Source organism: Lysobacter sp. HA35 (assembly GCF_054061195.1).
Genome location: NZ_JBSSDY010000001.1, coordinates 1,296,888 through 1,308,940 on the forward strand (window position 1 = coordinate 1,296,888; position 12,053 = coordinate 1,308,940).

17 protein-coding genes are annotated in these 12,053 nt (G+C 65.1%); all 17 read right to left on the reverse strand.

Annotated features, from left to right (window positions below):
• Window position 1 precedes the first annotated feature (1 nt).
• Window positions 2-1,375, reverse strand: coding sequence for a DUF4055 domain-containing protein (locus tag ACVWZN_RS06330; protein WP_456953074.1), 1,374 nt, complete (start codon window positions 1,373-1,375; stop codon window positions 2-4).
• Window positions 1,372-2,040: a hypothetical protein gene (locus ACVWZN_RS06335; protein WP_456953075.1), complete on the reverse strand. Its 669-nt coding sequence runs from the start codon at window positions 2,038-2,040 to the stop codon at window positions 1,372-1,374. Before ACVWZN_RS06335 ends, ACVWZN_RS06330 begins: the two co-directional genes overlap by 4 nt.
• A complete protein-coding gene (locus ACVWZN_RS06340; protein ID WP_456953076.1) occupies window positions 2,037-2,813 on the reverse strand; it encodes a terminase large subunit domain-containing protein in 777 nt (258 codons plus the stop codon). Before ACVWZN_RS06340 ends, ACVWZN_RS06335 begins: the two co-directional genes overlap by 4 nt.
• Complete coding sequence (locus ACVWZN_RS06345) at window positions 2,810-3,376, reverse strand: hypothetical protein (RefSeq protein ID WP_456953077.1); 567 nt, start codon at window positions 3,374-3,376, stop codon at window positions 2,810-2,812. The genes ACVWZN_RS06340 and ACVWZN_RS06345 overlap by 4 nt, the downstream gene beginning before the upstream one ends.
• Window positions 3,366-3,929: a hypothetical protein gene (locus tag ACVWZN_RS06350; protein ID WP_456953078.1), complete on the reverse strand. Its 564-nt coding sequence runs from the start codon at window positions 3,927-3,929 to the stop codon at window positions 3,366-3,368. The genes ACVWZN_RS06345 and ACVWZN_RS06350 overlap by 11 nt, the downstream gene beginning before the upstream one ends.
• Window positions 3,930-3,988: 59 nt before the next feature.
• Window positions 3,989-4,315 (reverse strand): hypothetical protein, encoded by a 327-nt coding sequence (locus ACVWZN_RS06355; RefSeq protein WP_456953079.1) that lies wholly within the window; start codon window positions 4,313-4,315, stop codon window positions 3,989-3,991.
• A gap of 97 nt (window positions 4,316-4,412) precedes the next feature.
• Entirely contained in the window at window positions 4,413-6,737 is a 2,325-nt protein-coding gene (locus ACVWZN_RS06360; RefSeq protein WP_456953080.1) for a hypothetical protein, read from the reverse strand.
• 3 nt (window positions 6,738-6,740) lie between these two features.
• Window positions 6,741-7,034, reverse strand: a complete 294-nt coding sequence (locus tag ACVWZN_RS06365) for a phage tail assembly chaperone (RefSeq protein ID WP_456953081.1) — start codon at window positions 7,032-7,034, stop codon at window positions 6,741-6,743.
• A complete protein-coding gene (locus tag ACVWZN_RS06370; RefSeq protein WP_456953082.1) occupies window positions 7,031-7,330 on the reverse strand; it encodes a hypothetical protein in 300 nt (99 codons plus the stop codon). The genes ACVWZN_RS06365 and ACVWZN_RS06370 overlap by 4 nt, the downstream gene beginning before the upstream one ends.
• Window positions 7,327-7,491 (reverse strand): hypothetical protein, encoded by a 165-nt coding sequence (locus ACVWZN_RS06375; protein WP_456953083.1) that lies wholly within the window; start codon window positions 7,489-7,491, stop codon window positions 7,327-7,329. The genes ACVWZN_RS06370 and ACVWZN_RS06375 overlap by 4 nt, the downstream gene beginning before the upstream one ends.
• A gap of 8 nt (window positions 7,492-7,499) precedes the next feature.
• A complete protein-coding gene (locus ACVWZN_RS06380) occupies window positions 7,500-8,270 on the reverse strand; it encodes a hypothetical protein (protein WP_456953084.1) in 771 nt (256 codons plus the stop codon).
• A 363-nt stretch (window positions 8,271-8,633) separates the two neighbouring features.
• On the reverse strand, window positions 8,634-10,391 hold the full coding sequence (locus tag ACVWZN_RS06385) for an AAA family ATPase (RefSeq protein WP_456953085.1): 1,758 nt from the start codon (window positions 10,389-10,391) through the stop codon (window positions 8,634-8,636).
• Window positions 10,388-10,654 (reverse strand): hypothetical protein, encoded by a 267-nt coding sequence (locus ACVWZN_RS06390; protein ID WP_456953086.1) that lies wholly within the window; start codon window positions 10,652-10,654, stop codon window positions 10,388-10,390. The genes ACVWZN_RS06385 and ACVWZN_RS06390 overlap by 4 nt, the downstream gene beginning before the upstream one ends.
• Window positions 10,654-10,833 carry a hypothetical protein gene (locus ACVWZN_RS06395; protein ID WP_456953087.1) on the reverse strand — a complete coding sequence of 60 codons (180 nt, stop codon included), beginning with the start codon at window positions 10,831-10,833 and terminating at the stop codon, window positions 10,654-10,656. Before ACVWZN_RS06395 ends, ACVWZN_RS06390 begins: the two co-directional genes overlap by 1 nt.
• Window positions 10,830-11,066, reverse strand: a complete 237-nt coding sequence (locus ACVWZN_RS06400) for a hypothetical protein (RefSeq protein WP_456953088.1) — start codon at window positions 11,064-11,066, stop codon at window positions 10,830-10,832. Before ACVWZN_RS06400 ends, ACVWZN_RS06395 begins: the two co-directional genes overlap by 4 nt.
• 285 nt (window positions 11,067-11,351) lie before the next feature.
• Window positions 11,352-11,795: a hypothetical protein gene (locus ACVWZN_RS06405; protein WP_456953089.1), complete on the reverse strand. Its 444-nt coding sequence runs from the start codon at window positions 11,793-11,795 to the stop codon at window positions 11,352-11,354.
• The gene (locus ACVWZN_RS06410; RefSeq protein WP_456953090.1) at window positions 11,795-11,995 is read right to left on the reverse strand and encodes a hypothetical protein; all 201 of its coding nucleotides are present in this window, start codon (window positions 11,993-11,995) and stop codon (window positions 11,795-11,797) included. Before ACVWZN_RS06410 ends, ACVWZN_RS06405 begins: the two co-directional genes overlap by 1 nt.
• Window positions 11,996-12,053 lie beyond the last annotated feature (58 nt).

A 12,053-nucleotide genomic window follows, 5' to 3' on the forward strand; every position in this document is an offset into this window, starting at 1 on the left:
CCTAAGCCGCCTCATTGAGATCGAGGGGCACTCCCTGCCCCTCGATCTCGCCGGCGAGCTGCGTATCCGTCTTGCCCTGGTCGATGACGCCGAGACGGCGCAGGACGGCCCATGCGTCGCTCTGCGGGACCAAGCCCGCCTGCCACGCGGCAACCACTTCGCGGATCGCGTTGGCGTCGAGCATGAGGTCGCTGAAGCGCGTATCGATTGCGAACGACGCCTTCTGCGCGCCGCCGACGAGCTTCTGCGCGTGCTGCACGGCGCGTGTGTAGGCGAGGCTTACGTTGTCGCAGGCCAGCGACAGCATGCTGTACGCCGCTTTGGTCTCCGCAGCGCTTTGTGTGGCTGTTTTGGTGGCGCTTCCCTGCGACAGTAGCCGCGCACCGAGCGTCTGCATCTGCGCTTCTTTCGCGACCATCGCTTCGCGCGCAAGAATGTTCGGCGAGACTTGCAGCAAGCCGCACTCACCGCCCGGCGGGAGGGCGATTGCAGTGCGGGATCCGAACGAAATGCGCTGCTGCAGTTCATCGAAACCGCTAACCCACAACTGCGGCTGACCCATCAGGAACGCGCTTTCCTCGTAATCCGCGCTATTGCGGTAGTGAGCGAGGTTGAGCGTCGCCAGATCGAGCAGCGGTGCCGGGTCCGGGCAGGCATCGTTGTTGACGGCGCCAACGAAGGTGAACGGGATAATCGGAGACGCGGTGTCCCAACTGTCCGCGCGAACGAAGTCACCTTTGTCGCGGTATTTGCGCCAGATCTCGACGTGGCACTTGCCCTCGATGAGGGTCAGCTCGCGCAACTGCGGCAGATATTGGACCTCGCCGCCTTCGTACGTCGCATGCTGCTCGCGCAGCACGAGCCGGGAGAGCGCGGTGCCGTCCAGCTCCCAAGTGAGGATGTCCTCGGCGGCGTAGGGCACGACGTACGAGCGTACGCCCGCTGCGTGCTCATCTCCGACGGTACGCACGCGCCTTGCGACACTCGGATCAAGCCGGGTGCGGTCCGCCAGCAGACCGCCGCGCCCCGTCTGAAGCACCTGTGCGAGCATCCACTGCGCCTGGCCGACCAGTCCGACGCCCGAGCCGTCGGCGTCATCCAGCAGATACTTCTCGGACGTCTCGATCGCGGGCCAGTTGGCGAAAGCGACGCCCACGAGTCCCGCGAGCGTGCGGCCCGTAACGTTGTAGTAGACCGCGCGGCGCAGGTACGACGCATAGCGGTCGGCAGTCCAGCCCGAGGCATCCTCGTCCGGCGCCGGTAGGTAGTCGCGACCGGCGTCCTTGACCACATCCTCGCCAGCGACGGCATCTCGCACGCGGCGCCATTTCTTCTCGTTCGCCCTGTATTCGGGATGGGTGTATTCAGTCGTCACGTCAGAATCCTTACATCGATGGAGGCAGGTGCCCGCGCGCGCAGCGCGCCGAACACCGCGAGCGCGAGTGCCAACACGAGGTCGTCGTGCTGTCCCTCGCGGGCGTTGAAGGTCATGTTTCCGGCGGCCGTCTGTGTCATGCGGAAGTCGCGCAGCTCGGCAGCGAGCTTGTCCGCGTCTCGCACGCGACGGCCGAAACGGAGCCGACCGGTCTGCATCTCGACCTGGACTTTCGTCACCAGCTCCGTCTTGCCGACGTTCCAGCCGTAGTCGTGCGGCGTCGCTTCACCACGGGCGCCCGTGATCATCACACCCGACAAGCGCGGTACTTGCGCGGCACGAAACATGTCGAACACCGGTCGGCCGCAGCCCGTCATGTCGAGAAACGAACGGACGTCGCCTAGTTGCGGACGCCGTAGAAGTTCCTTCACGTGGTCGACTTGCTGCGGGTACTTCGTACCGAGCGGGAGGCGTTCGAGATGAACTAGGTCGAGGCGAACGCCGGCCTCTTTCGATTCGCGCTGCGCCTCGGGCAGTTCCTTCGGCCAGATACCGGCCCGTGGCACGCGGCGCGAGCGTTCGACGATCGCAATCGCCGTCCAGTCGTTGACTTGTCCCACGTCAATGCCGGCAACGAAGTCGCGCTCGAGTGTCGTCAGGCTCATGCCGCTAACCTTTCGAGCAACGGCACGATGTCGTCGCACATCGCGGCTTCGATCGTCTCGGTCGGGAAAAACTGTTGAGTTCCGTCGAGCCACTCGAGCAGGAACTCTTGGCGAAATTCGGTCGGCGTGAGGATGTCGCGCTGTCGCGCCACCTCTTTCTTCGTGAGGCGCGGCAGTTCGTCGATCGATACCGTGAGCTTTGCCCAGCTGTTGTCGCCGTGCCAAGCTTCATAGAACCAGCCAGACGCGCCGTTCGGTGTGCTCGGGCAGATGATTCGACCCCCCGTGGCCGCCAGCATGGGCATGACCTTCGCGAGCGTTCCGTCCGCGGTGAACGCGGCCTCGTCGATAAGTACCAGCTTCGCGGCATAACCTCGGATTGATTCAACCGTCGACGGCAGGGCGAGCACTCGCGACCCGTTCGAGAAGCGGAGCTCGTCGTCTACCTTTTCGACGGAAGGAAGCTCGCCCGTTTCGGCGAGGATCCGGTGCATGTCGAACGCCTTGCACCAGACCTCCTTCGCCTGCTTCTGTTTCTCGCCCGCGAGAATCACGACGTCGCCTGGGTCGAAGCACGCCTGGTGAAGGACCCTCGTCGCGCAAGTTCGTGACTTACCGCTCTGCCGCGGCCACAGCACAAGCACGTCGTCGTCGCGGTGCTCAAGTAGCGCGATCTGATGCGGATCGGGCTCGAAGCCCGCATCGCGCATCATTTGCGCGGGATCCAAACGCCATGCCAAGGCGCGGCGGAGCCTGTCCTGGCGCAGGCTCAAGCAGCCTCCCGGAACTCGGCGTCGATCACTGTGCCGGGCAACTGCGTGAGACCCTGCGCGAACGCGCGCCGCGCCTCCGGCCACGGGCCGAGCACGCTTTCGGCGAGACGGGCGATCGCGTCGAACTCGGCAAAGACCAGGTTGTTGTTGGTGACCTGTTTGAGGCCGGGATATAGGGCCGCGATCTTCATCTGCTCGCGGTAGATCTTGAACTCGAGGTCCCGGTACTTCGCGGCAACGGCGTATTCGCCCATGCCGTCCAGCTTCTTCGTGATCTCGACCAGCTCCGCGTTGAGCCGCTTCAGGCCGAGCATCGCGTCTTCACCGCCGCGACGCGTCAGCTCTGCGATGTCAACCTCGACGTCCGCCGGCACCAGCCCGCGCAGGCGTGCAATCTGCTCCTGCGTCATGTGATCAGCACGGTGGCGATTGAGCGACCGGCGCTCGATGCCCCAGCGATCGGCGACGTCCTGCATCGACCGCGCAATCGCGATCTCCTGCTCGATCCGTTCTCGCTCGGGATGGGAGCACGTCTTGCAACGCTGGTGCACGTTACGCGGCATGCCTCACCAGCTCGCACAGGTCCATCGTGCGGGTCGTGATCCGCGTCGGCTCGATCTCGGCGATCACAAGCCTGCCGCCGGTCGCTGCGTCCGGGTGGTGTGCGCGCATGAAGCGCACCTGCTCGCGTGCGATGACCTCAACCTCGGCGGCGCACGCAGGGGGTTCCGGCGCCTGGTGCCAACCTGCATTCGGGCCGATGCGCCACGGCGCGATCTCGGCGCATTCGAAGTCGGCCGCCTTAGCCGCGCGTGTCCACGCCCACCCGGCCATGCACTGGCGATCGTTGGACCAGCCGACGAGTGCGATCTCAGCCTCCTCGCTTGCGTATCCCTCAGCAGCGCGCATCCCGTCGACCGTGACTGCCAGCGCCGGGAGCATTGCCGACATGCTGCCCCGCATGCCGCCCAGCGTATCGAGGTCGCCTCCGGTGCCGTGGACGAACGCGGCGACATGGTTGAGCAGTGTGATGTCACCGCGTGCGCCGAGGGCCAAGCCCATCGCGGGCAGGATGATCAGCTTTGCGGCGTGCACGAGGTCGCCGCCCGTGACCATGACGGCTGAGTCGGCCGCAAGGATCGCGCGCCGTGGAGTGATCCACGCGTTGAGAATGCTCATTTGATCTCCGGGACAAGTGCGGGGACGCGAAGCGCGCCGACCATGTAGATGGCGCCCATCGCAGCTGCGATGCCGGACGCGGTGGTAACGCCGAACGCGCCCGCAAGCGCGGGAGCCGCGTACCAAGCAACGATCATTACGACGATCATGAGAATGGTTCGGATCCACTTCGAACCGTTGCCGCCGCCGGCAGGCATGCGTGTGATATGGATCGGCGTTCCTTGTTTTGGGCGAACGCTCGCCCAGAAAGATCGCGGCACTTCCGCGCCTCCGATCTCGACGCGAATGGTCGACGCGATCGGCTCGCCGTCGGTCACCTGCATCAGCATCGCTTCCAGCGTTTGGCCTTCGCGCACGCGAACGATGCCGTGGTCGACGCTGAAGGGATGCGGTCGCAGGACGAGTGCAGTGCCACTGCTGTCAGCCACGGGGCACCGCCGCCGGCGAGACGCCGAATCGAGCTTGGATTGAGCGACCCGTCGAGCCCATCGTGCCAATTCGGCGGTCGACCTCGCTGACTGCTGCCTCGACAATGACCCTGATCATCCGACCACCGTCAGGCCCGGTGGTCTCTTCGGTGCGCGCTTGGCCACCGCTGTGGTTCTCGACGAGGACTTGAACAGCCGGAGCGCCACGGCTGCTGCCGACCGGGGCCGCGAACTGACCCGCGATCCCGCCGTTGGCGTAGCCGCCGCCGTGGATTGCGCGCCGTAGCGAATGGAACCCGCTCGGGCCGCCGATAGCAGCAATGTCCTCCTGCGATAGGACGCCCTCACCCTTGTGCACGACGCCAGCAGGTTGGTATTTGCCGCCGGTGCCGGTGTAGCCACCGGAGGAAAAGCCGGAGCCACCGCCCCAGAACCCGGCGAACGTGCCTCCGGCCGACGCTGCCCCGCCGCCGCCCATGAAGCTGCTCAGCAGCCACTCGACGGCCTTCTGCGCGAGCAGGCGAGCGGCAATGCGCTGAAGGTTCTTGGCGAAATCCTCAAACGCGTCGCCGGCAGAACGGGAACCGTCGATGAAACTGGCAAACATGTCTTCTGCGGAGCCGCGGACGTCGTCGAGCACGCGCTGCTGTTGCGCCGCTTCGTCGATCCGCTTGAGGTAGTCGCGAATCGCGTCGTCCTCGTTGTTGATCCCTTCGGCGTGCGCGTTTCGAATCGCGATCGCTGCATTCTTCTCCTGGTTCGTCATGCGCGTCAGGTCGAGCTCGAACTGCATGTCGCCCAGCAATTGCGTGCGCGACTCGCGCTCGCGATCGAGTCGCTGCCCTTCCTCGTCGGCCAGCCGCGCAGACTCGCGCATCGCGTCCTGCTCGCGCTCGAGCGAATCCAAATATTCAGCGCGCTGCACGAGCTGATCCTTCAGCGCGGGCGGCAGCTTGGAAAGCTCACCGCTCTCAGTCGCGTATCGAAGCCGGGCGGCTTCGCCGGTCTTTCCGAAGAGCGCGATCTGCTCTGCGAGCTGCTTGTTGATGCGCTGGTACGCCTGCTCGACAGCGTTGGCCTCCGACACGGACGGTCGGGCGGCGGATTTTGAGTCCGTGCTGCCAAGCGTCCCCTTAGGAGGGGGACGGCTGGGCGACGTACCCCCGACGACGTTGTCGAACATGCTCGCGCTGCTGCGCTGCGCCTGAAGGGCCTCAATCCCGGCGAGCTCCTTGCGGAGCGCATCAACCTTGTCCTGCCCGGTTGGAATGCCAAGCAGTTTCGAGATCGGATCGGGGGCAGTGCCGTACAGCCCAGGACGCTTCACATCGCCTTGGGCTTTCGGGATTTCGACCGCCCACAACTCCTGGCGTCGGTTCTCGAGCGCTGCGTCGCTCTTCTTGCTGTTTTCCGCAAAGAAGTCGCGCAATGCAGCCGTCGCCTCGCCGACTTTCGCCGCAACTGTTACCGCCATATCGGCCACGCGCAGCATGCCGTCGACCAGGTCGCCGACGCCGGATTTGATGCCCGGGTCGTTCAACGTGTTGTTGAGTGATTCGATCGCGTCGCGCGCACCATGTACGCCACTCGTGCCGCCGTCGCCCTCGAGCAAGTTGTCGAAGCTGTTTTTGAGCGATTCGAGCGCGCCGCCGAGCGTGTCGCGGGCGGCACGCGCGGAGCCTCCCATTTGGCTCTCGAGCTCCTTCAGCACGATCGCCTGCGCTTCCGCGAGGCGGTTGGTTTCGACGAGCTTCTGGATCATGTCCTTCTGCTTGTCGGTGAACTGCACACCGGCTCGCGAGAGCGCCGTGACGCCCTCAACAGGGTCGTTCAGCGCCTTGCCGAGCTGCACCGCGGCACCTTTCAAGTCGCCGCCCAGCGCGATGGACATGTCGAGCACGGCTTCGGTGGCGCGCGGAAACACATCGCGCCCGATCTTGGTGAAGGTCAGCAGCAGTGACTCGACGCCCGCGATGCTTTCGTCGTCGAACGTCGTGACACGTTGCAAGCCGTCCGCCAGGCGATTGAGGTCCGCCAGTGCCAGGCCGGCTGCGCCGTTCGTGCTCTTCAGCCGCGCGACGAGTTGCGCCTGCGCCTTCTCCGCCTCGATCGTGTTTTGCACGTACCGCGTCATCGCCAGTCCGAGCACGCCGATGCCCGCGGCTGCGCCGGCGAACACTGCAGGCGCCCACGCCTTCGCAATTTCCTTCGCCGAGTTCGCGGTCTTGGCACCGGTGCGCGTTAGGCTGCTGAGCTCCTGCTCGGCCTTGGCGACGCCATCGGTCGTGACCTTGATGCCGAGCGAGGCGATATCCATGGCTTAGCGGCCCTGCAGCTGACGCAGGTATTCGTTGACGATCGCGAACGCAGCGCCCGGATAGCTGTTGCACAGCTTGCGCACGTTGGCTTCGTTGAAGTCGTCGTCGAGTTCCCAGCCCTCGACCGCATGGAGGACCGCCTCGGCGTCGCCGTGCATCTCGCCGACGAACTGCCGCAGCGCCTCGCGATCGCGGTATTTGAACGTGAAGTCGACAGCGACGGCGCGACTGCCGGCGACAGGAATCTCGACGCGACTCTTGAACGCCGACGGCGGATTGAGCGAAAGCTTGGTCACGAGTTGAGCCTCGCGATGTTGAAGTTGATGTCGTCCTTCCACGAGTCAACGCGCACTTCGACGTTGACGTTGTAGGGGCCGATCGTCGTGGTAGTGCCGGATGTGATGGCGACGTTCGTTTTGACGACGCCAGTGCCCGGCTCCCGCACGTTCAAGAAGCCGTTGCCGGTCGCCGACACGATGACGTCAAGGATCTCGCCGGGTTCCAACGAACAGCTGAAACGGCCCTGGTGCCGGATGCCGGACAGCGCAACGACGGGGCGATACATCCACGCGACCAACGGGTCGATGGTCATTCGGGGTTCCTCTCGGAGTGTTCGGGGATGACGTCGTCGCCGATCTCGCGGGCGAGGCGTTCGAGGTGGTCACGGTTTGCCGCAAGTGCGGCCTCAAACTCGCGCCGCGCACGCTCGACGGCAGGCGTCGTGTCCACGGGCGGCATCGTCAGGGTCTTCATCGCGTTCCTCATGTGGCTCCCTTGGTGCGCTTCGTCTCGCGCTCATGCAGGCCCTTCGCACGCTTGAAGTCGATGAACTTGTTGGCCTTCGCGTCGAGCGCGCTGAGGGCTTGCGTGGTGATCGACCGTGCGTGCTGCAGGGCTTCCTTGCGACGCACGTGAACCGAGGCCTTGATCTGGGCAATGCGCTGGCGCGCGAGCTGGTGCACGTCCTCGCCCGCGGCGCCCTGCAGGCCGCAGAGGTATGGCGAGGCAGTGGCGACCGCCTGGATGCCCGCGACGTCCCATCGCTCGAGCATCCGATACACCTCGGCCATAGCCTTGGCCGGACCGAGGGATCGCAGGTGGCTGCGGATCTCCGGGAACAGCCCGATGTCGATGGGGTCCGCCCTCCGGCTCTCGCGCCCGATCGTGTCCTGCTCCGCGGCAATGGCGGCGTCGATGCGTTCGAACTCGCTCTGTGCGACCGCGGCCAGCTCTTCGAGCTTGGGCGCGACCATGCGTGCCGCCACCTTCAGGCGGCCGGCGTCGTTGAGGCTCGGGTCGTCATCCTTCGCGATGGTGTGCAACGCCGTGACCAGGTCGCGGAACTGGGTGAGCGCTCGGCTGTGTAGCTCCCGCAGCGCGCCGACTTCCTCGTCGCCATCGAATTCCGGCATCTCCGGAAACTCGCCGAACGCCGCGTGGACCACGGGCTCAATGACGACGCCGGTCCGCACATCAAAGCCGTCACCGAACGTCGGCTGGGTTGCCATGAAGGCGGTCGTCGTCTCAGCCATGACGGCGCGCTCCGGCCGACGTCCAAAGCCGGGACGGACAAGCGCTGCCGCTACCAAAGCGATGCGAACTGCGGACTTCGAGGCTGACGAACATAGTGAACTCCTTATCTATCAACGGGATATTCGACTCAAGACCCAGCGCCGCCGGAGATGTAGCATCTCGTCGCTTCCTGAAAATGGGCTTGAGCGAGGGTGGAAAACCGGGTCGGCAAGCGATGCGCCGAGAGCGTCGACCAATGCGAGATGCGCCCTGTTGCAACCTGTTGCATTGCGTTGCGTTGCACTTGTTGCGCCCCTTGTTGCGTTGTTGCGTTGCATCCGGGGTCTTTAGACCCGGTGCAATGCAACGTGCAACGGCGTCGGTCAGTCTTTTAGCCATCGGCTCACCGTGGACTTGTCCTTCCCGACCGCCTCGCCGATCTGCTCGAGGGTCATGCCCTTACTCTTCAGGTCGCGCGCATGCGCCTTGAGGTCCCGCACGCCGTCTGTCTTGTCCCGATCGGCCTGCATCGACGCGACCATGTCCGCCGCGGGCGCGCGTATGACCAGGCTTGTCTCCGGCTCTCCGTCGTCGTCGACGAGCCCCGGGATCTGGATGCTCTCGGTGGTGAGGAAGATGCACGCGTGCTTCTTGCCGTCCTTCTGCTTGGGGTTTGACAGCTCGAGCGCGGCATCTTTCGCTTTCAGGTAGAGCTGCACGTCCACGCCGGCCGGCATAGAGCTGTGCCCGCGCGCGTCCTCGCCCTGCTTGCCGGTGTGGTGCACAGCCATGACCGCGCAGCGAAAGCGCTGACGAAGCCGCTTCATGGCCGCGAACACTTGCCCCATGTCGCGACCGCTGTTTTCGTCACCGCCATTGAGCGCGGTGAACAGCGTGTCCAGGACGATCAGGCGGGGCTCACCTCGCTCCGCGGCGAGGCTATCGATGCGCGTCGCGAGCAGATCGAGTTGCGCCGGGTCGCGCACCTCGGGCATCTCACGGAATGCGATGTTGGCCGTGGACGCGTTGTTTGCCGTCTCCCAAGCCGCCAGACGCCGGGCGAATCCGCCTTCGCCTTCGCCAGCGAGATAGAACACCGTCCCCTGACGTGTCGCCTTGCCGTGCCAATCCAAGCCGTTGGCAATGCACCCTGCCATATCGATTGCGGTGAACGTCTTGCACGTGCCCCACCCGCCGTAGAGCAGCGCCGTGCATTCCGTGGGCAGCACCCTGCGGATCGCCCATTCGGACGGCCGCAGATTCTTGCGGTCCGTCATTGCGTCGCCCCACTGGAAGTCGACGGCCGCAGCTGGTGCCTTGTCCGGCATGGCCACCGATTTGCCCAGCGCGCCATCCAACGCGCGCTCGATCTCGTCGTCGGGTACATCCCGCGTGTAGCGACCGGCGGCGCGACGCGCGTCCATGATCGCGAGCGCTTCCGCACGCGTCATGTGGCCGCGGCGGATGTCGTCCGCCAGGAACGTCGTTTCCTTCAAGATCGCGGCGTGCCGACCGACCGTGACGACATCCGCAAGCGCAGGCACGGCGGAAACCGTCGCCGCCTGCTCGGCGGCAGTAAAACGCTCCAGCACGCGCTGCGCCGTATACGGCGGCGCACCGGACTCGTGGATCACGCGAACACGAAACGGCTTGCCCTTCTGGTGCAGCGATCCCGGCAGCCGCATGACGCGCGGTAGGTCGCAGATCGAACGGTCGGTCCCGAACTCGGAGGCGATCGCGTGCTGCACGCTGCGGAAGCGATCGAGCGGCAGGTCGTCGACTAGCCAGTACACGTGCCATTTGCCCGGGCTCGATTCAACGATCAGGTGCGGCTCTAGGTCGCAAGCCAGCAACGGCCCAAGGTCTGCTCCGTCGGTGTCAGCGAACACCGCACGAATGCGACAGATGCTGTCCGCCTCCTGGCCGCCTTGATTCACGACCACGAACACGCCGCGACGCTCGAGTCCTGCAGCAGTCAATGACGCGCCGACCGCATCGAGCGAGCCGTCGAACTTTCGCGCGCCGCGTGAGTCGTTGCGCGCGGCGTCGTCGTCGAAGACGCGGAAGCAAAACTCCTCCGCTTCCTCGTCAAGGATGGTCAGAAACCGTTGAGCTTCTGCGAGGTCGAGCACGTCGTTCACGCGTTCCCCCGCAGCCCCGCCCGCTCCGCGTGATACGTGGCGACGGTGCGTCGCAGCTCGTGCGTATCGGCTTCGGGAAACCTGTCGGCGAGCGTCGGCAGCAGCGCCACAGGCATCCGCGCGATCGGCTCGCCGTCGTACAGGACGAGCGCCTCGTCGTCGATCGCGCCGCGGGCGTTGAGGCCGAACACGACGGCAAGGCCGCTTTGATTGCGTGCGGCCGCGGCGACACGATGCGGCTCGTGGCAGATGAAGGGCGCCATCACCGGATCCCCTCTTCGCGCATCGCGCGCTGCATATGCCGCGCAGCCTCGATCGCCTGTTCCGGCGCGCTGTGCGTGGCTGTGCCAGCGTAGCCATTCGACAGCAACGCATGCCAAGCGATGAGGACGAGATCGCGGAACGTGGGCTCCATGCCCGGCGCAGGTAGCGGCGTGCTCATGCGGCACCTCGCGACAGGCCGACCCACTGCTTGAGGTCACCGAGCCGGTAGCGGATCGAAAAGCCGTTCGGCATGACCAGCCAAGTCGGGCCTTCGTTCGCCGAGCGCAGTTTGCGCATGTGCGGGCCGGTGTAGCCGAGGAAGCGCGCGGCATCGCGGGTGCTGAGCAGTCGATCGTCGAGCTCGTCGACCCATGACTGCGCGGCAACGGGTGCGGGCTTGGCGCGCTTCATGACGCGCCTCGCGCCGAGTTGAGCGCGCTACGGGGCGTGAAGATTCGACGCCCGACGTACACCTTAGGGATGTCGGCGCGACGGTCGTACGTGCGCTCGCTAATACCCGCGGCCGCGCAGAAATCTTTCCGCGGCAGGTATTCGTCGACATCAACTACCGACTGGACGACGTCGCGAAGCGTGACGGGTTGATGGGCGGAAACTGCAAGCCGATCTTTCAAAGTGGCGACTCAACGCTGTGTTGAGTGCCACTCTTGTCTAGTCGTAATCCTGTGTACTCGCCGATTACTCGGGATTGCTCTCTTCTCGGTTGCGCCTGCTATCGGTGCATGCATTCTGGATGCGCCGCAAAGACAGCCGGACCTCGCCCGGAAAGTAGCGATCCCAAACCTTCAAGTTAGTTGCTAGCCGCTTCTTGGCGGCTGCCGCGGATGCGTCGAGCCCGTGCTGCCGGGCGCGATCGCGTTCCTTCTCTACGGCGGCCGCGATGTCGTGCTCTCGCCCAAGGCCCGGGTTTCCCCTGCGAAGTTTCACGATGCATGCCGTATTCGCGTCTTCCCCAATCGATATCCGAAGGTGCATCTCGGAAAGGATGCGGCGCCATGGCTCGGCGATGTTGCTGCGCTCGATAGCGTCGGCGAGCATTGCATGAGCCTTGCGACCTTGGTTTACGTCTCCGCGTTTCGACGCCTGGAGCATCACCTCAACAATGTCTGGCAACTGCGCCATTACCCCCACCCTCCTGCAATCAGATGCGTCAACGCGAACGAATACAGGCTGCGAATCTGGTGATCGCTCACGTTCTGGTAACCCCCGCCGAGCTTCCGCACGTCCCGCACGAAGTCGTGGACGGTCGTTCTCGGCTGTTCACGAGGGCGGGAATCGAACGAAGCGCGGGACGCAGGAAACTGGATAATGGTTGCCGCCATGGTCGTCTCTCCTAAAGACGGTTGTGGAAGTCGTCGGCCTGGCGGTTGCCGCCGCCAG